Raw genomic sequence first — 18,635 nt, forward strand, 5'->3', positions numbered from 1 at the left:
TGCATCCGGTCCTGAGGACCCGGAAGGGGGAACTATCATTTTTCGATAGCAGATTACCGTGGTAAGACGGAGCGATCGTGTCCCCAAAACCTCCTGTAAATACGAGATTACAACGTGTTTGCAAAACTAGGCGTCATATGCGTCTACACCTCCGACGGTAATCGGGCCGGAAAATGAGGCCGTCCTCGAAAGATTGGTGCTCGACGTGCAATGTGAAGAGTATTGCATCTTTGCGCTACTCTGCCTGGACGTCCGAAGACGGGAAAATAACCTTGGTTTATAATGCTAAGTCCGCGATCTCTCCCAATCTGCCGCCGATGGATATCCTTTTCGGCAAAACCGCGGCAATGCATGCCGTCCGTAACAAAATAGAACGGGTAGCCGAGACCGACGTTCCTGTGCTGATTCAAGGAGAAAGCGGAACGGGGAAAGAGATATGCGTGCAGCTCTTGCACTCCCTCTCTCTCCGCTCACGGGGATCCCTCGTCAAAGTCAGCTGTCCGGCGATCCCCCACTCGCTGCTGGAGACCGAGCTCTTCGGCTACGAAAAAGGGGCTTTTACCGGCGCCATGAGCACCAAGCTCGGCCGCGTCGAGCAGGCACATCAGGGCACCCTCTTCCTCGACGAGGTCGGCAGCCTGGACCTGAACGTTCAATCGAAGCTGCTGCAGGTGCTGCAGGACGGAACCTTTGTCCGGGTCGGTGGACATGAGTCGCGCTCCATTGCGACACGGCTTGTCTCAGCCGCCAACGGCGATCTGCGGACCCAAGTGGAGGCCGGAAGCTTCCGGCTCGACTTCCTCTTCCGCATCAACGCTGTCACGATTAACCTGCCGCCTCTGCGAGAGAGAATCGCCGACCTCCCGGTGCTGATCGATTACTTCATCGACCACTATTCGCGAATCTTCCACCACACTCCGGAGCTGCTCTCGAAGAGCGCCGTCAGGCTGATGCAGAACTATCACTGGCCAGGAAACATCCGCCAGCTCGAAAACCTGATCCGCAGCTACGTTCTGATCGGTAGTGAGGAGGCCTTGGTGGCCGAACTGATGCCTGAGCAGCCGCGCGGTGGCATCACCACCGAGATCGACCTCAGCGAACCGATCTCACTCAAAAACATCACTCGGCAGGCCACCCACGACCTCGAGCGACAGATCATCCTCAAGGTCCTCCAAGCCAACAGTTGGAATCGGCAAAAGACCGCCAAGTGGCTGCAGATCAGCTATCGCTCCCTTCTCTATAAATTGAGCGAGGCCGGTATGCCCGAGGTTCCCCCACGGCCCCTGCGAGTGCCCGGCACCAAGAAGACCGAGGAACGGCAGATGCGTCCCGCACTCTCAACTCCGATTCCGCGGACAAGAATCTACTGAAGTCTCACCTGTGATCGGCGCGTCTGTCTCCACGGCAGCAGCGCCGATTGCCTTTAAGCCGGTTGCCTTTGACGGGATCGTGCGCGGTCGAGCACGGTGGCCAGGATCGCTTCCACGTCATCGCTTACGTCGGACCAGCTTCGGCTGTGATGGGCTGCGATCACCTCGTGATCCCACGACTGGGCAAGTACCTGTTCAAGCCCGGAGGCGAGCGCCTCGGCGTCGCGAGCCGGAACCAGACGGCCGCAGGAGTCGTCCATCAGCTCCGGGATGCCCCCCACATCGGTGGCGACTACCGGGCGTCCCGAGGCAAGGGCTTCGATGACAACGTTCGGGCAGCCTTCGCGGTAACTCGGCAGGGTTATCAGATCGGAGGCCGCCATCCAGGTCGCGACCCCGTCGGTCTGGCACGGAGGGACCAGCGTAATCTGTCCGACCGCGTCGTTGGACGCGATGGCCTCCAATAGCTGCTGGCGCGCCGGCCCATTGCCCACGATGTAGCAATGAAGCCGTGGCCGGCTGGCTCGCAGGCTGGCTACGGCCGAGACCAACTCACCCAGCCCCTTCGCCAGATCCAGCCGTCCCACGTAGACGATGGCCTCGGCGTCGGCAGGAATGCCGAGCGACCCTCGTGCCTGCGCACGATCCTTGGGACAAAAGATCTCCGTGTCGCAGCCGTTCAGCACGGCTCGGCTGCGGTCTGCCGGAGCCCCGAGATCTCGCGCCGTGCGCAGCAGATCGCCGCTGACCGTGATCGTGAAGTCCGCGTCATGGAGCACGCGCCGCGTGAGCCCGCCGCACAGCGGCGGAATCACATTGAGGTCCGAGCCGATCGCAGTGACGACAAAGGGAATTCGAAGAGCACGGGCCACACGAAGGGCGGCATCGCCGTCCGGGTACACGATGTAATTGAGGATGATCTCGGGCTTCCAGTCGCGAACGCGAGAGAGAATGCTGCGGGCCGCCGACCATCCGTTCAGCGATCGCGAGATGGCCGGAAGCGCAGGATATGCAATGTATTCGACGTCGACGTCCCCAGGACGATACTTGAAGTCGATGCGACGCCCGGCGCGGTTGCGCGGAGTGAGCCCCGGAGGATATATCGACTCTGGATAGAAGAGCTGGAGCTCGCACCGTCGGGCGAGGAAGCGTAGCGTCTGATAGGCGGAGTGGCCCGCCCACGGCTCGTACGAGGTAGGAAAGTATCTGGTGATAACCGCAACTCTCATCGGCTCGTGGGCTCCCCGGTGGTTTGGCTCGTAGCGCCGGTCAACTCGCGAAGCAGCGCGACATAACGGGCAGCAAGTGGGCGCCGGTGATAGGCCGCGATGCGCTCATAGTCGGGCTGGACGGCAGACGAAGAACCTTCGATGGCCTCGACGATCATCCGGCGGATCGCCTGCGCATCGTCCACGCTGGCCCATCTTCCGGCCCTCGTCTCCTCCAGCAGCCGGCGCACCTCGCCCTCCGGGTGCACGGCGCCAAGGATTGGTTTGCCGCCGCCGAGGTAGTCGTAGAACTTTGCCGCGACGTTGATGCGGTCGTGCGTGATGAGAAGGAGGTACGTAGTGTCGTGGATAGCAGCGAGAGCCTCCGCCTGCGGGACGAAGCCCTTCAACTCGATGGTGTCACCAAGTGACAAAAGCTGCTCCCGATAAGCGGGCGTCTCAATGTGACCGATGAACCGGACCAGCAGCCGCGAGCGGACCGCCCCGGGCAATCCGAGGACTGCCTCAACGAAGGTTCCCGGAGCCGTCGAGCCGTAGACTGTGCCGATATAGGTAAGGACCACCTTCTCTATCGGAGCAATCGGCTCCGCCTGTGTCGACTGCGCGGTGGGAGGCGGAGTGTCGTAACCGTTTGGAATGCAGACGAATCTCTGCTTCGCAACCCCGGGGTAACGGGCCTGCAACTCGCGCCGCGCAGCCTCGGTCACTAGAACGACGGCTGTCGCATCGCGCACGGCCTCCGCCTCAGCCTTGTGAGCCACCATGCGGGCGCGGCTGTTGCTGTTGAAGCTCACCAAGTCGAGCGTTGTGGTCAGCCACTCGTCGCGAAAGTCGACCAGGATGGGCAGCGCGGGAAAGATACTGCGCAGCCGCGTGACCAGCCGGACGCTTGAGAACGGGGGCACCGTGACCACCACCGCGTCGATGGCGCGCTCACGAATGATGCGCTCCGCTGCTGGCAGGGCAAACGGAAGCCAGCCGACCTGAGGGTCGGGAAGCAGCAGGTTGCCGATCAACTGCTTCAACGGATTTCCTCCTCCGCCGCTGCCATTCCCAGAGACCGCCGCTGGCTTCGCCTTGCCCCCGGTCACGGCCTTCTTCACGGCCTTGCGCAGCCAGAATGGAAGATCGAGGGTCCAAGTGCGATGCACCGTCACCTCGCCCGGGATCTGTTGAAGTAGCGAGAGATCCCTGCCGACAGCGGGCGCATTGCGCGCCGTCAGTACATCCACGCGGACGCCGTTCTCCGGCAGGTACTTCGCCAGCGAGAGCGCGCGCAACACACCGACGCCGCCGGCCGGGGGGAACGAGTATGTGATCAGCAGAAGGTTCAAGATCAGCGGACTCCGGCCCTAGAGCCAACTGGCTCGGAGGCGACGCGGGAGCCTGGATGGAGCGGCCCCGTGAGAGCTTCGACTGCCGTAAACATCTGATAGGCGCTGGCCCAGTGGAGTTCGATCTGCTGCTCCCCGGCGGCCTGATGCAGCCAGCCGAACATCTGCTCGAGACCTCCGGCGCGACCGGGCGTGCCCAGCAGGGCGTCGGCGTTATCCTCTCGCGCGCCATGCGTGTAGAGCTTGAGGAAGATATCGCCGTCGATGCGCGGAGCAAGAGAGAGCCAGCGGCGGACACGGTACTCAGTCGGCAGATCATTGGCCGCGATCTCGCCCATCTCGACGCGGGGAACAAGCCGCCCAGCGTAGCGGAGGCCAACCGGTCCAGTGATCATCAGCAGATCGCCCTGCGCTCCGCCCCGCACCGTGGCCGCGATGCCGCGATCGAAGGCCTTCGGCTTGCCGGGAGTTCCGGTACACCAATAGATCTGATTGACGATACTGCCCTGCGTGGGCGACGGCAGCGAAGGCATGGTGAAGTCGGCATAGCACCCCAGGTCGCGCAGTAGCTCGATCTCGCCGGTAAGGCCGCAGTTCACCCCGGCCGGATGCGAGTTGTCGAGCGCCCAGTTGCCATGGATGAAGCCGAAGACCATTCTTCCGTTGTGATCGTTCAGAAGGCCGTGGTCGCCGCGGAGGCGCCGGCAGAACTCCCCGATCTTCCGGACGAAACCATCGGCGGTCTCGCGGTCGTGGTGGATGTGCACCTCGACGTCGCCGATTCCCTGCCGAGTCATCTCCGCAAGCGGCTCAAGCAGCTCGGGGCGGTACTCCTCCTCGGGATAGAAAAAGCAATAACAGGGAGTGCGGCCGTACGCGTCGCGGGGGGCGGCCTCTGCGATACGGGGCCATGCCTCCTGCCAGCGGGCGACGCGCCGGAGAGCCGTCTCCGTGGAGACGCGGCCGCCCAGGGGTTCGTAGTGGTCAGTGATGGAGACCCAGAGGCGCCGGGGTATCGGTCGGCCCAGCAGATGCCGTGCGCGGTCGCGTAGATAGCCTGGGAACCAAAGCTCAGCGTGGCGAGGAAGCTTCATGATGAGATATTCGCACCGATCAGAAACTAATCTGCAGGAGCCGAGGGGTTATGCCCCGTCAAGAACATCAGGTATTCCTCGTCTCCAGCCTGGAGAATGCAATAATATTGCATCAGTGACACAGAGTATTCTATGGGACTTTTCCTCACGCTGCTGTACATCTTTACGGCATATATGGGTCCATGGACGGTGTGGGGGCCAGTCGCCGAGTTTCACATTCAGATCATCTTGGCTGCACTGGCGCTGGTCGCCTCGCTCCATGGAATTCAGCGATCGAAGATATTTATCATCCCGCAGACATACGCCTTGCTAGGAATATGCAGCGCTGTAATCATCTCCGGCGTGATGACAGGATGGCTGGGGTCCATCCCTGAAGCCGTTTTCGGTTTCATTCCAAATGCATTCAGCTTCTTCCTGATCGTAATCAATTGCAGGACCAAGAGACACCTCCAACTGGTGATCGCCGTGTTCTTCATAGTGAGCGCCCATGCGATCCTCCGCGGCTATCTGGCGCTGCGCGCCGGCGACTATCTGAATCCTTACTTGATGCCACAGGGGGACGACGAAGGCTCGCGTTTCTACCGGCTTCGCGGCATGGCCTTCATCAACGACCCGAACGACTTCGGCCAGGTTATGGTAAGCCTGATCCCTTGCCTGTTCTTCTTCTGGAGGAAGGGCAGCCTGCTCCGGAACTTTCTTTTCATTTTGCCTGCCGTAGCGCTGCTGATCTTCGGAATGTATCTGACGCACTCCCGCGGCGGAATGCTCGCGCTGCTGGCGGTGATTCTGTTTGCGTCGCGGCGCAAGATCGGCACGGTGCCGGCGGCGATTATCGCAGCCGGCGGATTTGCCGCCTCCCGCCTCATCGGGTGGTCCGGAGGACGCGACGTCTCGGTCGAGGCGGGAGCCGGGCGCATGGAGGCCTGGGCGGTCGGACTCGATCTCGTCAAGCAACATCCGTTCTTCGGCGTCGGCCTCGGCCGGTTCAGCGAGTACTTCTTTATCACCGCGCACAACACGATCATCGTGTGCGCAGCAGAACTCGGCATGTTCGGCCTGTTCTGGTGGGTAATGTTCGTCCTGCCGACGATCCGCGATGCGACTGTCTGCGCATCGCTGAAGACAGAGAAGGCGCCGGACAACGACGAGTTTTCCTACGACCGGGCCCTGGGGGTTCGGCGGGAGCCAGTCGCCGACCTGCGCTGGCGCGAACCGCAGTACGCTGTGACCGAAGCAGCCGGCGGCGTGATGGTAGCCGAAGACTCCGCGAATCCTGCGATGGCCGTACCGGCGCACCTGGTGATCGAGACAGAAGACCCGAAGCTGCCGCCGGAGGAGATTCAGCGGATCTCCCGGCTGATGCTCTACTCGATCGTCGGTTACTTCGTTGCAGGCTGGTTCCTGTCGCGAGCCTTCATCATGACACTGTTTATCTATGGCGGCATGGTGCAGGTAATCTACCGGATGGCCCTCGACCAGCAGCTCGCCCCACCGCGGATGAACTTCTACAAAGTCGTTCAATACTCTGCGGCCGGAGCGATTGGGCTGATCCTTGTGGTTTACATCATGCTCCGCGTGGAGCACATGATGGGCGTCTATTAGGCAGCTAGGCAGCGCTTTCCTTAAGCGGCGCTTCCCTGCCCCCACGTCGAAGTTGATCCGGAGACAGCCAGGCGCTACATCGGCCGGAAGCTGCCCAGGATCATGTGTAGGCCGCGCATCGAGTTGGCGACGAGAATGAGGCCGAGCGCGAAGTAGGCCAGGGTCACGGCATTCGCGATGTGGTAGATCACGCGGTTCTCGCGGTATTTCGCGTAGCGCGCCTTGCCCAGACGCTTCTTGAGGAAGAGCGTGTAGTAGTGGACTGTGGCGACTCCGACGGCGTGCCACAGGCCGTAGAGGACGAAGTTCCATCCTGCGCCATGCCAGATTCCCATAAGAATGAAGACGATGGCGATGGCCAGCGCGATGCAGTGCGGCGCCGAGGCCGGACCGAAGCGGCGGACGAGAGACTTCGAGAGCGGGACGAAGACCATATCGCGCATGTAGTTGGTCAGCGTCATGTGCCAGTGGGCCCAGAATTCCTGCAGGTTGCGCTTGGAGAAGGGCCGGTCGAAGTTCTCCTGGACGTGGATACCCAGAAGGCCGGAGACACCGATGGCGATATCGCAGAAGCCGGAGAAATTCAAATACAGATAGGCGCAGTAGCCCGCGACGGCGATGGGAAAGTCGATCCAGTGGTGCGGCAGGCCGTCGGCCAGAAGGCCATCATACGATAGCTGGTTGGCGAGATTGCCGAGGAAGATGTATTTCGTGAGTCCGATGAGGATGCGCGCCCAGGAGCGGCCAACGGGGGTCAGCGTGCGGTCGGGCTTATGCAGCGAGTTGTGGAAGGAGCTGTAGGGATTGATCGGCCCGATCGAGAGCGTGGGAACAAAGAATGCGAACGAGAGGTACTCGGAGAAGCTGGGCAGCGGCACGATCTCGTTGCGGATCTCGTGAACCATGTAGGTCAGGCGGAAGGCCATGTATGAGAGGCCAAGCAAGAAGTCGCCGAAGACCTTGTTGGAGAAAGGAGCTGGGACAAACCCCTGGGTCCAGTGGGCCGGCATGTACTTGACCATCGCGAGCATAAGCAGCGGAAAAAAGAGCGGCAGCCAGGAACCGAGCTTCTTCTCAAGCAGAAGGTACTGGAGGGCGACGAGCACGACGTAGGCCGCGAACATCGCGGTCGAGAAGACGAAGTACTGCTTGACATCGTGAAGGCGCACCCCATACGTTCCGCGTGAGATGCAGACCGCTAGAGCGAAGACCAGATTGACGACTGCAAAGGCCGCCATACGCATACGGCCGACGGGCAGACGGAGAACGATCCATGCCGCAAGTGGAAACAGAAGAAACGGAACCGCGAGGGTGACAAGCAGCAGCGAGCTGGAGAGAAAGTGGGAGAGGCCGTGCGGCATTACGGTGCGGTTCCTCCGGGATCAGAAAGCCTGGTAGACGAGATTGACCGACAACGAGTCGGGCGTGATAAACAGCGTGAGCGTGATCGCTGCGATGCAAAGCACAAAGAGCACGCCGACAAGGAGGGGATTGATCTTCGAAGCCGGTGCGGTCATCTAGTTCCTCTGAGCCTCCTTCGCGTAGATACCGAGGATCGCGGGAGTAATGGCGCGGGTGAAGAGCTCCTTGCCGTTGTCGTTGAAGTGCTGGTCGTAGTAGTAGTTCTTGACCTGCTCAGCCGGCATGTCGCGGAAGAGCGTCGCCGAGGGAATGCCGATGATTGGAGTCGAGGGCAGACCGATCACCTCCGGCCAGTACATGCGCTCGGGGACTCGAATGTCCCCTTTCTCCGTGTCTTCGGGGACGTGAATCAGGACGAACGGTACGTTGTACTGCTTCGCCAGGTTGCCAATCTCACGGGCCCAGTGCTGGTGATACGGCCCGAGTGGCTGGCCGTCAAAGTCAAAGTGCGGGTCCGAAGCTCCATGCGAGAGGATGGATTCAGGCGAAAGGGCCGGCGGCATACGCGGCTCCTCGACAAAAGGTCCGCCGTAGTAACCAACGTTGCCATACTCCAATTGCGAGCCGAGCTTCTGGACGAGCGCCGGATTTTGAACCAGCCGATTGGGGCGAAGATAGTTAACGAGCTGCCGCGGAGCCCCAAGGACCTCTGCTCCATAAATAGCGAGGCGGTTGCGCAAGGAGAGCCCTGCAGTGGACTGCGGGAACTCGCCCCAGCGCATCCAGCGGTAGGCCTGTATGTGCGGTGTATCGCCGATGAGGGCGTCCGTAGGCATGTCCATGATGATCATGCCGGCCCTGCGATGCTCAAGGAAGTCCTTCATCAGCATGTACTGCATGTCCAGCCCCTGCCACTTGAGCGACAGACGCCGCACCCTCGCGGGGCGTCCGAGTTGTTGCGAGAGCTGCTGCTCAATGTAGCCGATGTCGACGCCACGAACGAGAAGCGAGCTGCCGATGACGACGACGTCGACGGGGCCCTTTTCCTCGAAGACGTTGTATTCATCAAGCGGGCCAGTTCCGGTCTCCACACGTATCCCGGAGTACACGCGGTCGCGCGGAGGTAGCCCCACGACGTGCATGAGTACGGGCAGCGTGAGCAGGATACCGATGACGAGGATGAGCGCCACGGCGTGGCGGTTCGACCAGACGGCTGGGAACATCTACGCCTTTGCCGTCTCGGCCATGCGGCGCTGGATAAGGTTGGCGAACTCCCCGAGGTTCTTGGTCGCCTCGACCTCGCCTACGCGAAAGCGGACACCGAACGCCTTCTCGACACCAAGCACGAGAGATATCTGGAGCAGCGAGTCCCACTCCTCCACGTCGTTGGCGCTCAGCTCGGGCGTGACCTTGACGTCATCAAGAAAGACGTCGTCGAAGACAGTCTGCATCTTTACAAGGATCTCAGTTTGCGTCATCTCACTCATATGCTCTCCGGTCGATTTGAATATGCGTCGGCCGCGGGGTGAAGGTTGCAGTTTCGAGGCGCCATGTGGCGCGCTCAGGGGTCTCTTCGACAAGCGCGAAGCCCATGCGCGGAAAGAGGTCGCGGACCATGCCGCTCTTCTCCGTTGGAAGATAATGGCCGACGACGTCCGTACAACCGCGCAGAATCGCGAGGCGAACAATCTCGTTGACCACCTCGTCTTCCATCTGGCGCTTGAGGACGCGGCAACTCATCAGCCATGTGTCGACGACGGCGGTCATCCCTTCCACTCGAACAATGACGACGGAAATGAGACCGTTGTCGCCAAACCTGTCGGCCAGACGCACACTGAATTCGTAGTGCGTCGGGTCGGTCATCAAAGCTTCAACCTCCGCCTCGGAGCGGCGCCGCGTCGTGACGTTGAACTGATTGCTCTTGTTGATGAGCTGCGAGATGCGGGGCACGTCGACTGGCGTGAACTCGCTGATGACGGAGTGCATGTCGAGCGAGGCAAGGTACGCGGCCATGTCGGTTCCGGAGGAGCTCATAGCCTGCGCGCGCGCGGCCTGCGCCTGATACTGCTCCCCGCGCTGCAGATCATCCGCGGTGATGGAGCGCGGCTCGAAGTGGCGGCAGTTGAGAAGCTGCGATGCGTAAGTCGAAGGATCAGGGCCCAACAGAATGGTCGCGATCTCAGGCACAAACTGGTTGACGATCTCGATCTCGGCGGGGTTATCGTCCACAAACACGATGCTGTCGAGGCCGAGGTTCAGCTCCTCGGCGATGCGGCGCAGGTTCTCGCTCTTGGGCTCCCAGTTCGCCTGGAAGGAGGCGATGTCCTTCAGTCGCAGCACCATCTCGGGGTGCTTCTCGAAAGGCTCGGCAGCGTTCTTGTAGTCGTTCTTGCTGCACACGGCGAGAACGACGCCGCGAGGCGCCAGAGAGGCGATGGCCAGCTGGAACTGCTTGAAGGCTTCGCCGCGGGCATGGGTTCCACCAATCTCAATGCCCGTCATGCCGTCGTCGCCGATGACTCCGCCCCACAGTGTGTTATCGAGGTCAAGCGCGAGCACCTTCTTCGAGGACTTGTGCAGCGAGCCGACGATCGAGCCCACCTCGCGGGCGATGTCCACAGCGAAATCTGACGCATAGAGCTGCTTGGTCTCGAACCAGCCGCGAGGGTCGTAGCAGTTGACGGCGCCGCGGCGAGTGGCCAGGAACTCCGCATCGCAGATGTGAACGTAAGAGGGCACGCGAAGGCCCAACTCGAGGTTGACGAGCTTGCGGAAACTCCAGTCGGAGCCGAGCGTGCGCACCCGGAAGGGGCCAGGGTCGAAGTCCGATGCGGGAAGAAAGTTGGCAAGAATCACCTCAGCCCCGGAGCGCTCGTGCGCTGCGCGGCACAGGCCGAGCAGGTCTTCGGCAGTGCTGACCGCGGCAGCGCGCTGGTCCTCAGGCGAATCGGTGAGCGCTCCCTGGTAGACGCAGCGCTGGCTCGACGGTATGAGCAGAATAACGTCGGGAGAGAACGCGTAAAGCTCGCTCGTAGGATCGAGGATCTCTGAGATGTAGTTGTCGTAGTCGCCCTTGAAGAGCTCGGTCTGCCACCAGCCCTTCGAGGATTGCGCTCCGATAAACTGCTCCACCAGCTCATGCAGTGGGTAGAGGCTGGAGCCCCCAACCATGGCGAGCCGGATGGTCTTGTCGACCCCGCCGGGAACGCCGGCGCGGAGTGCCTTCTTGCGCATCGTTGCCAGCGAGAGGACCGTAGAAAAGTCCTCGGCGTGCCGCGTCAAATGGCGCACTGCAGGCCAGAATGCAGGGTCTTTTGCAGCAAGCAGCTCGCGGGCATCGTCGACCGTGATGTCGTGGCGTGCTGCGGCCACCTGTGTGTCACTGCTCATCCGGAATGACTCCTGTATCTATCAATTCTGCCATTGGAGAGGGCAGTTCGATCTAACCCGTGCGGGTGACAGTATCAGAATAATCGTCACCGGTTTGTTCCTCATTCACTTTGATGTAAATTCGACAGCAGCCACTTGTCCTGCTCATCTTCCACCAACGACAGACCCCCTCGACACCTCGCATGAAGATCGTTCACGTTGTCTATAGTCTAGAGATGGGCGGCGCGGAGGTCCTCGTCGCGCAGCTGTGCCGGCTGCAGCGGGCAAACGGGCATGACGTCTCAGTAATCGCCTACAGCAACCTGGGCGCGCTCGGCGAGACGCTGGTCGCCGACGGCATTCCGGTGCTGGTACTGGGCGAGGCCCCGTTTCTCAACACCTTCCGGCGGTTCTGGACCGAGTTGAAGAAAGTCCGCCCCGAGGTCGTTCACTGCCACAATCCGGCTCCGACCCTCCAGGCGGCGATTCCGGCAAAGCTATCAGGCGCGCGCTGTGTCGTCTCCACGCGGCACAGCCTCGTGGCTCCTCCCTATCACCTCAAGGAGGAGCGGGCCTTCAACTTCGTGGCGCGCTTCTGCGACTGGATCGTAGGCATCTGCGATGTGACGTGCGAGAACCTGCGAAACATCCCCGGAGCGCACCGCAACAAGATCGTGCGCGTCTACAACGGTGTCGATCCCATAGCGCCTGCTCCGCCTGAGCAATGGCCGGAGAAGCGCGGCTTCACGCTGCTGTTCGTAGGCCGACTGGCCCCGATCAAGAGCCTGCACACACTCATCCGCGCATCTGTGCTCGCTGCGCCGCGCGTGCCGGGGCTGCGGCTTTGGATCGTCGGCCATGGGCATGAGCGCCAGCGCCTTGAGGACCTGGTAAAGGAACTGGGAGCCGGCGAGGTGGTGACCTTCTGGGGCGAGCGGCTGGACGTCGCAGGCTTCTTCTCGGTGGCCGATGTCTACTGCATGTCCTCGACCTCGGAGGGGCTACCGATGTCGCTGCTCCAGGCCATGTCCGCCGGGCTGCCCGCGATCGTGACCGATGTAGGCGGCATGGCCGAGGTGGTGAAGAACGCCCACGCCGGGCTGACCACGCCGGTCGGGGATTCGGACGCGATGGCCGAGGCGATTGTCCAGATGGCCTCGGACGAGAGGCAAAGGACGGTCTTTCGCGAGAACGCGCAGACAGCGTACGGACAGCTGTTTACGCTCGAGCGAATGGACGCCTCATATATGGAGCTGTATCTCCGGACGCGCTCCTAGGTCTCCCCTACGACGTGACTGGCTCTGTGGTTGGTCCGGTGGGTGACCAAATCTTCCACAGTGGCCCGGTGGTGAACAGGAACTTGTAGAGCCCCGCGATGGCGGCGGCATTCAGCACAAGCAGCGCGCTGGCAGCGGCGGCAAAACGATGGATGACCGGCAGCCTGAAGCGCAGCGCCGCAAGCGCGGCAAGCCAGAAGGCCCACTGCGCCAGGGCGGCGGCGCCCCATGCAGGTGATCCAAAGCCGAGCCAGGTCGCGCTGATCAACATCAGCAGGAAGAAGTAAGGAACGACGAGCCGCAGCAGCTTGTGTGACACCAGCTGACAAAACACGCGGTTGCCGGGGCTGAATGCCCACGGCGCGAGCGACACGAGCTGGAAGTTTCCCGCCAGCGTGCGGACCTTGCGCTGAAACTCGCCGGTAACCTTGCCGGGCCATGTGTCGGTGACGATGGCGGAGCGATCGAGAACACTGCGGTAGCCCTGGCGCAGGATCGAGAGCGGCTGGAACATATCGTCGAGGATGATGCCGGGCGGAAAGGGCCGGACGAGTGACCGCCGCGCAGCATAGAAGCCTCCGTAAACCCCGACCGGTGAGTCAAAGGCAGCCTCGCAGTTGCGGATCCACTGCTCATAGCGCCAGTAGACTCCGCTTACCGCGGAGGCGGCCGCATCGTGACCATCGGTGTTGAGAACAAGCTCTCCGGCGACGCAGCCGACCTGAGGATCAGCGAAGTTGCTCATCAGCTCGGCAAGTGCTCCCGGCGCGACCTTGGGACGGATATCGATGAAGAGGAGAATCTCTCCCGTGGCGCCTGCGATGCCGTGATTGAGAGCGGCGGCCTTGCCTCCTTGCTCGGGAAGGATGATGGCCCGGAGACGTGAATGTTGTAGCTGGCTGAGAATGGCTGCCGTATCATCCGTCGAGCCATCGGAGACGATGATGACCTCGCGTATGCGCTCAGGGTCGAGCGTCGTCAGGTGCTCGATCTGCTGCGGCAAGCGATCGGCCCCATTGTGCACCGCCATGACGATGCTTACCGGAGCGTCGAAGGGCGCCGTACACCACGGGTGCGGGGAGAAGCGCGAAAGCAGATACATGATGGCCGGATAACCGACGTAGGTATAGGTAATCACCGCGAAGGAGAGCCAGAAGACGAGGCTCATTGCGCACCCCGCCGCCTCAGGATCGTCTTGACCGTCTCGAACATGATCAGCAGATCGAGCCCGAGAGTCATGTGCTTGATGTAGTAGAGGTCGTACTCAAGCTTTTCGCGGGCCTCTTCGAGCGTCGAGCCATAGCCATAGCGCACCTGCGCCCATCCCGTGAGCCCCGGGCGAATCATGTGGCGAAGATCGAAGTACGGGATATTCTCCGAGAGCCATGGCACGAACTCCGGCCGCTCCGGACGCGGCCCAACGAAGCCCATGTCGCCGCGAAGGACGTTCCAGAGCTGCGGAACCTCATCCAGCCGAACTTTGCGCATGAAGCTGCCGATCCTTGTGGCGCGGGGATCGTCCTTGCTAGCCCACTTGGCGCCCGAAGCCTCGGCGTCGGTGCGCATGGTGCGGAACTTGTACACGGTAAAGTTGCGACCGCCCATACCCACGCGCGTCTGCCGGAAGAAGATCGGCCCGGGCGAGGAGAGCCGCACCATCAGGACGACAAACGGAAAGAAGGGAAGGAAGAGCAAAAGGCCAGTTGTGGCGGTCAGCGTAGAGACGAGGCGGCGCGCGATCTGCTGCGACGGTCTTACGCGGAAACCCTCGCTATAAATGAAGTTCGAGGGGCGCAGACCGTCGAGGTAAAGCTTGCCGGTGAGCCGCTCAAGTAGGGTATTGGCCTCCTCGATGACGACCCCGTCGAAGCGCAGCTTCAGTAGCTCGCGGAGGGGAAGCTCTCCACGCCGATCCTCAAGGGCAACGATGACCCGATCGACGCCGGGATTATGTCCGCGAAAAGACTCGAGCGCGGCGCTGAAGGCCTCCTTGCGCTCCACCTTGTCGGTGGGAACCGATTCGAAGCCGATGACCTCCATCCCCGCATCCTTCCGGTTGCGAAGGATATCGGCGATCATGCGCGCGCGGTCGCCGCCACCCAGGACATAGACGCGCTCGCGAAAGACTTCACGTCCGATGATCCACTCGTAGGCGCTGCGCCAGGCCACCAGGCCCAGCGTGAGAAACATAAGCCCGAGCAGCAGAACATAGTGCGCGATGTCGACGGCGGGAAAGAAATAGATGATGGCCGACAGGAGAAACGACAGAAAGCCGAGTACCAGGAGAAGCCGGAAGTAAATCTCCCAGCGGGCCGAGATGCGCTGCGGCTCGTAGAGATCGAAGTAGTAGGAAAACAACAGGGTGATGACGGTGAGCGCTAAGATCTTCAGCGTCCCGTACTCATAGTTCAGGCAGATGTAGGTATCCGGCCCCTCGATCATCACGGTCGCCAGCAGGAACGAGCCACTGATGATCAGTGTCTCGCACAGTAGCAGGACAATGGTGCGGGTCGGGTAGTACACATTGAAAAGCCGAATCATCGCTTGCCGTGCTCCCTGTTACTCCTTGCTGGCGTTGTACCCGTAGTAGTTGCCAACCTGGGGCGCCTCATGCACAGCATTCAATACAAACCCGAGAATGTTGGAGGCCCTGAGCTCGCTGGCGGCCCGCTGGGCGACGGGATACTTGGTGATGCCGCTACGCGCGACCAGCAACACACCGTCGCAGGAACGCGCGAGGTTGACGGCGTCGGAGACCGGCAACACGGGAGAGGAGTCGATGATGATCCAGTCGAAGTAAGGCGCAACGGTTCTGAGCAGCTCTCCGAACCTTGCACTGCCCGAGAGATCGGCAGCCTTGTCTCCGCCATTGCCTCCCGGGATAAAGTTGAGGTTCTGAAGAACCGCACGTCCGGCAGCGTTTGGATCATCCGGCTCTTCAGCCCGTTGCATGATCTCCTCGGCGGTCGCCTTGCCCGCGAGATAGTCGGCGAGCCCAGGATCGGACTCCGTGCCGAGCAGCTCGTGGACCGTATAACGGCGCATGTCACCGTCGATCAGCAGGACCTTGCTGTTCTTGTGTCGCGCCAGGCTAAGGGCGAGGTTGCTAGAGATAAAGCTCTTGCCCTCCTGAGGCAGGCCGCTCGTGACGAGAATGGACTTGATCGGGCGGATGTCGCGCGCCTCGTAGATGCGCGAGCGCAGGCTGCGGAACTGCTCGATGGCGGGACCGCGCTCGAGTAGCGCCGGAAGACGGGCTGCGGCAAGGTTCCACGGAAGGCGCGGGATGGAGCTCAGATTGAGGCCCCCTCCCATACTCAGCGGCGCACCCGCATCGTCGATTCCCTCGACCGTCCGCTCCTCTGCGAACGGCAATGGCGTCTCGTAGTCGGCGAGCGCTGCCGTGGCTGGCATCTGTTCGACCTCGTTGACCGGGGTGAGCGGCTCACGCTCGTGCCGCTCCAGCTTTCGTTCCGACTCAGCCTTCTGGAGTGCTTCGTATATGCGGCTCATCGATCCTGCCTTCCCTTCGTGTCGCCTTCAAACGCTGACATGAAACCAGTGACCTCGCCTCCGGCGCCGCGCGCAGTGAGGCCGCCGCCCATGGCCGCGGAGGAGATCAGAAACGGCTGCGTCTCAAGCTCAAGCTCTGCCGCCACGCCTTCGACCATCGTCGCCGTCACCTGCTGAGCCTGCTCCACATAGGCCACGATGAGGCAGTGCTCACACAGCAGATTGATGACGCGCGGGATCCCCCGGCTGTAACGATGCACCAGGTCGAGCGCCTCGAGCGAAAAGATGGACCACGTCGCACCGGCCAGTCTCAGCCGCTCCGCAACATAGGCGTGTGTCTGGCTCTCGGTGAGGGCCTGCGTCCGACACCAAAGCGCTACGCGCTGGCGAAGCTGGCGCACGCTGGGGTGGCGAAGCTTCTCCTCCAGCTCAGGCTGGCCGGAGAGCACGATCTGCAGCAGCTTCTCCGACGAGGTCTCGAGGTTGGTCAGCAGGCGAATCTCCTCCAACAGCTCCCAGGAGAGGTTCTGCGCCTCATCGACGACGACAACACACGTCTCCTCCATGCGGAAGCGCTCGATCAGCCAGCGGTTCAGCTGAAGCAGCATGCCTGACTTGGTGCGCGTGGCCGGGTTGACGCCGAAGTCGGTGAGGACGAACTCGAGAAAGTCCAGCACTTCCAGGCGAGGATTGAAGACAAAGGACGTCGAGACGCGCCGGTTGCTGAACGAGGCCAACGCCCGCCGAAGCAGCGTCGTCTTGCCCGTTCCCACCTCTCCGGTAAGAACAGTGAAGCCCTTCCGCGCCGAGATGCCGTACTCCAGACAGGCGAGCGCCTCCCGCGTGTGCGGCATCATGTAGAGAAACCGCGGATCGGGACTCGTGCCAAACGGGCTGCTGTGTAATTTAAAGAAACTGTTATACATCGTTACGCACCAGTATCGACCAATGATTTGCCAGCCGAGTGAATCTCTGTCGTCCGTTTACGAAACCGCCCTCTGCCTCCGGAGTTCGCGGGCTCCAGCACCTCCCCGGAGAAGGAGATAACGCCGAGCGTCGGAAGCTTGGTGAAAGCCCACACATCGCGCTCCGAGCGCAACGCCGTGTCGCGGTACTCCTTCCATGCCACGAACATCACGCCCAGAATCAGTCCGCCCATAAAGCCCGCCCCCACAAACACTCCGCGCTTGGGGAACATTGGCGCATCAGGAAGGTTCGGTTGATCCATCACGCTGAACTGTTCTCCCTGCTGGCGGCGCTCAAGATCGGTGGCCATCTTCGACTGGTTCATCTTCCTCAGCAGCTCATCGTAAAAACCCTGCGCGGTTGTGTAGTCGCGGGTGAGGGTCTTGTACTCCTCCTGAATCGCAGGGCTCGAGGAGATGCGGTCCTGGTAGACGTGGACCTGATTCTGGATCAAAGCCTGCTCGTGCCGTTTGGCCTGAATTCCCTGGTCAAGCGAGCGAAGCTGCGCGCGAAGCTGCTGCACCGTGGGACTGTCGTAACGACTGGGAGCTGAACTGGGCTTGGTGTCTGCCGCGGGCGCCGGCGGGGCGGCCGCTATCTCGGCGCGAAGCTCCTTAATGCGGCGACGTACAGCGACGACATCAGGATAGTCGTCAGTGTAACGCTTGGTCAGATCAGCCTCTTCACTCAGCAACGCCTGAAGCTGTGCCTGCTGGGCTCCCGGAACAGCCGCACCACCTTTGCTGTCGCCGGTCTGCGCCGCCATTCCCTGCTGCTGAGCGATCATCGCCTCGATATAGCTCTTGTCCTGCTCCATGCGATTCAGCGCCTGGGTCGCCGCGTCCAGCTGCGTGTTCAGGCTGGTCAGCATGTTCATGTTCGGCTGCTCTTCGCCCGGGAGCCTTCCCATGTACTTCTGCTGGAATGCGGCGAGCCTTGAGTCCTGGTCGTCGAGGCTGCGTTTGGCGGCATCAAGCTGGCTCTTCAGGAAGTCTGTCGTGCCCTCGGCCGACTGCGCGCGCGCGTTCAGGTTGGCCGTAACGAACAGCGATGCAATCTCGCCGCACACTTGCTGCGCCGTGTGCGGGTCCGCGTCCTTGAATGAGATGAAGAAGCCCGGCAGGCCTCCGGTCCGCGCCATCTCCGAGTGAATTGGCTTGATGTCGATGTTCTTCCTCGTCTGGTCGATCCGGTCGTCCATCGATGCCTTCTTGGTGCCGTAAAGATTGAACCGCTCGATGATCGGCTCAAGGCGCGAGCGGCTAAGGATCTGCTCCTTCATCGAGGCCAGCCGAGCCGTCAGGTCCTCTTCCAGTACCGGCTTGACGTACTCGTCAGGAACCTTTTGCTGCTCCACCAGGATCAGCGTCTGCGAGACGTACTGCGGCGTCACAATGAAGGTTGCCCCGAAGCCGACGAGCGCCAACAGAATCGCGGGAACGGTGACCATCCAGCCACGCCGCTTCAGGATCCCGAAGTAGTCGTCGAAGGTGAGCGCGCGATGTCCTAGCATATTAGC

At 61.6% G+C, this 18,635-nt stretch carries 16 protein-coding genes; 3 read left to right on the forward strand and 13 right to left on the reverse strand.

Annotation, left to right across the window (positions count from 1 at the left end; genetic code table 11):
• The first annotated feature begins 272 nt into the window (after nt 1-272).
• A complete protein-coding gene (locus Q363_RS31850) occupies nt 273-1,370 on the forward strand; it encodes a sigma-54 interaction domain-containing protein (RefSeq protein WP_245632610.1) in 1,098 nt (365 codons plus the stop codon).
• 53 nt (nt 1,371-1,423) lie between these two features.
• On the opposite strand, the gene Q363_RS31855 is transcribed toward Q363_RS31850, so the two are convergent.
• The 3 genes from Q363_RS31855 to Q363_RS31865 are packed head-to-tail and all read right to left on the reverse strand — an operon-like array spanning nt 1,424 to nt 5,027.
• Nucleotides 1,424-2,599, reverse strand: coding sequence for a glycosyltransferase (locus Q363_RS31855; protein WP_051979626.1), 1,176 nt, complete (start codon nt 2,597-2,599; stop codon nt 1,424-1,426).
• On the reverse strand, nt 2,596-3,933 hold the full coding sequence (locus tag Q363_RS31860; protein ID WP_051979627.1) for a glycosyltransferase: 1,338 nt from the start codon (nt 3,931-3,933) through the stop codon (nt 2,596-2,598). Before Q363_RS31860 ends, Q363_RS31855 begins: the two co-directional genes overlap by 4 nt.
• Before the next feature lie 2 nt (nt 3,934-3,935).
• Nucleotides 3,936-5,027, reverse strand: coding sequence for a hypothetical protein (locus Q363_RS31865; protein WP_035358836.1), 1,092 nt, complete (start codon nt 5,025-5,027; stop codon nt 3,936-3,938).
• A 132-nt stretch (nt 5,028-5,159) separates the two neighbouring features.
• Here Q363_RS31865 and Q363_RS31870 point away from each other — a divergent pair, with 132 nt between their 5' ends.
• Nucleotides 5,160-6,629, forward strand: a complete 1,470-nt coding sequence (locus Q363_RS31870) for an O-antigen ligase family protein (RefSeq protein ID WP_035358838.1) — start codon at nt 5,160-5,162, stop codon at nt 6,627-6,629.
• Nucleotides 6,630-6,703: 74 nt separating this feature from the next.
• Here Q363_RS31870 and Q363_RS31875 read toward each other — a convergent pair whose 3' ends face one another.
• Genes Q363_RS31875 through Q363_RS31890 form a run of 5 tightly spaced genes read right to left on the reverse strand, consistent with a single transcriptional unit; the run spans nt 6,704 to nt 11,381 of the window.
• Nucleotides 6,704-7,990, reverse strand: a complete 1,287-nt coding sequence (locus tag Q363_RS31875; RefSeq protein ID WP_035358839.1) for an MBOAT family O-acyltransferase — start codon at nt 7,988-7,990, stop codon at nt 6,704-6,706.
• Nucleotides 7,991-8,011: 21 nt separating this feature from the next.
• A complete protein-coding gene (locus Q363_RS45785; protein WP_281176123.1) occupies nt 8,012-8,146 on the reverse strand; it encodes a hypothetical protein in 135 nt (44 codons plus the stop codon).
• On the reverse strand, nt 8,147-9,214 hold the full coding sequence (locus Q363_RS31880; RefSeq protein ID WP_035358840.1) for a hypothetical protein: 1,068 nt from the start codon (nt 9,212-9,214) through the stop codon (nt 8,147-8,149). It abuts the gene before it with no gap.
• Complete coding sequence (locus Q363_RS31885; protein ID WP_211256477.1) at nt 9,215-9,478, reverse strand: acyl carrier protein; 264 nt, start codon at nt 9,476-9,478, stop codon at nt 9,215-9,217. It lies immediately after the preceding gene.
• Nucleotides 9,471-11,381, reverse strand: coding sequence for an HAD-IIIC family phosphatase (locus tag Q363_RS31890; RefSeq protein WP_051979628.1), 1,911 nt, complete (start codon nt 11,379-11,381; stop codon nt 9,471-9,473). Before Q363_RS31890 ends, Q363_RS31885 begins: the two co-directional genes overlap by 8 nt.
• 182 nt (nt 11,382-11,563) lie before the next feature.
• Between Q363_RS31890 and Q363_RS31895 the strand changes: the two genes are divergently transcribed.
• Nucleotides 11,564-12,637, forward strand: a complete 1,074-nt coding sequence (locus tag Q363_RS31895) for a glycosyltransferase (RefSeq protein WP_035358846.1) — start codon at nt 11,564-11,566, stop codon at nt 12,635-12,637.
• Between the two features lie 7 nt (nt 12,638-12,644).
• Here the strand turns inward: Q363_RS31895 and Q363_RS31900 are convergent, their stop codons facing one another.
• Genes Q363_RS31900 through Q363_RS31920 form a run of 5 tightly spaced genes read right to left on the reverse strand, consistent with a single transcriptional unit; the run spans nt 12,645 to nt 18,629 of the window.
• A complete protein-coding gene (locus tag Q363_RS31900) occupies nt 12,645-13,805 on the reverse strand; it encodes a glycosyltransferase family 2 protein (RefSeq protein ID WP_035358847.1) in 1,161 nt (386 codons plus the stop codon).
• The gene (locus Q363_RS31905; protein WP_035358848.1) at nt 13,802-15,178 is read right to left on the reverse strand and encodes a TIGR03013 family XrtA/PEP-CTERM system glycosyltransferase; all 1,377 of its coding nucleotides are present in this window, start codon (nt 15,176-15,178) and stop codon (nt 13,802-13,804) included. Before Q363_RS31905 ends, Q363_RS31900 begins: the two co-directional genes overlap by 4 nt.
• An 18-nt stretch (nt 15,179-15,196) precedes the next feature.
• Nucleotides 15,197-16,150 carry a CpsD/CapB family tyrosine-protein kinase gene (locus tag Q363_RS31910; RefSeq protein WP_035358849.1) on the reverse strand — a complete coding sequence of 318 codons (954 nt, stop codon included), beginning with the start codon at nt 16,148-16,150 and terminating at the stop codon, nt 15,197-15,199.
• On the reverse strand, nt 16,147-17,076 hold the full coding sequence (locus Q363_RS31915; RefSeq protein ID WP_035358850.1) for an ExeA family protein: 930 nt from the start codon (nt 17,074-17,076) through the stop codon (nt 16,147-16,149). The genes Q363_RS31910 and Q363_RS31915 overlap by 4 nt, the downstream gene beginning before the upstream one ends.
• Before the next feature lie 2 nt (nt 17,077-17,078).
• Nucleotides 17,079-18,629 carry a GumC family protein gene (locus Q363_RS31920; RefSeq protein WP_035358852.1) on the reverse strand — a complete coding sequence of 517 codons (1,551 nt, stop codon included), beginning with the start codon at nt 18,627-18,629 and terminating at the stop codon, nt 17,079-17,081.
• Between the last annotated feature and the right edge of the window lie 6 nt (nt 18,630-18,635).

The sequence above is a fragment of the Edaphobacter aggregans DSM 19364 genome (genome assembly GCF_000745965.1).
GTDB lineage: Bacteria > Acidobacteriota > Terriglobia > Terriglobales > Acidobacteriaceae > Edaphobacter > Edaphobacter aggregans.

What these genes read in the sequence shown, in the direction of transcription:
- Q363_RS31855 (WP_051979626.1), bottom strand. Translation starts at nt 2,599, where the DNA reads ATGAGAGTTGCGGTTATCACCAGATACTTTCCTACCTCGTACGAGCCG.
- Q363_RS31865 (WP_035358836.1), bottom strand. Translation starts at nt 5,027, where the DNA reads ATGAAGCTTCCTCGCCACGCTGAGCTTTGGTTCCCAGGCTATCTACGC.
- Q363_RS31870 (WP_035358838.1), top strand. Translation starts at nt 5,160, where the DNA reads ATGGGACTTTTCCTCACGCTGCTGTACATCTTTACGGCATATATGGGT.
- Q363_RS31875 (WP_035358839.1), bottom strand. Translation starts at nt 7,990, where the DNA reads ATGCCGCACGGCCTCTCCCACTTTCTCTCCAGCTCGCTGCTGCTTGTC.
- Q363_RS45785 (WP_281176123.1), bottom strand. Translation starts at nt 8,146, where the DNA reads ATGACCGCACCGGCTTCGAAGATCAATCCCCTCCTTGTCGGCGTGCTC.
- Q363_RS31880 (WP_035358840.1), bottom strand. Translation starts at nt 9,214, where the DNA reads ATGTTCCCAGCCGTCTGGTCGAACCGCCACGCCGTGGCGCTCATCCTC.
- Q363_RS31885 (WP_211256477.1), bottom strand. Translation starts at nt 9,478, where the DNA reads ATGAGTGAGATGACGCAAACTGAGATCCTTGTAAAGATGCAGACTGTC.
- Q363_RS31890 (WP_051979628.1), bottom strand. Translation starts at nt 11,381, where the DNA reads ATGAGCAGTGACACACAGGTGGCCGCAGCACGCCACGACATCACGGTC.
- Q363_RS31895 (WP_035358846.1), top strand. Translation starts at nt 11,564, where the DNA reads ATGAAGATCGTTCACGTTGTCTATAGTCTAGAGATGGGCGGCGCGGAG.
- Q363_RS31900 (WP_035358847.1), bottom strand. Translation starts at nt 13,805, where the DNA reads ATGAGCCTCGTCTTCTGGCTCTCCTTCGCGGTGATTACCTATACCTAC.
- Q363_RS31905 (WP_035358848.1), bottom strand. Translation starts at nt 15,178, where the DNA reads ATGATTCGGCTTTTCAATGTGTACTACCCGACCCGCACCATTGTCCTG.
- Q363_RS31910 (WP_035358849.1), bottom strand. Translation starts at nt 16,150, where the DNA reads ATGAGCCGCATATACGAAGCACTCCAGAAGGCTGAGTCGGAACGAAAG.
- Q363_RS31915 (WP_035358850.1), bottom strand. Translation starts at nt 17,076, where the DNA reads ATGTATAACAGTTTCTTTAAATTACACAGCAGCCCGTTTGGCACGAGT.
- Q363_RS31920 (WP_035358852.1), bottom strand. Translation starts at nt 18,629, where the DNA reads ATGCTAGGACATCGCGCGCTCACCTTCGACGACTACTTCGGGATCCTG.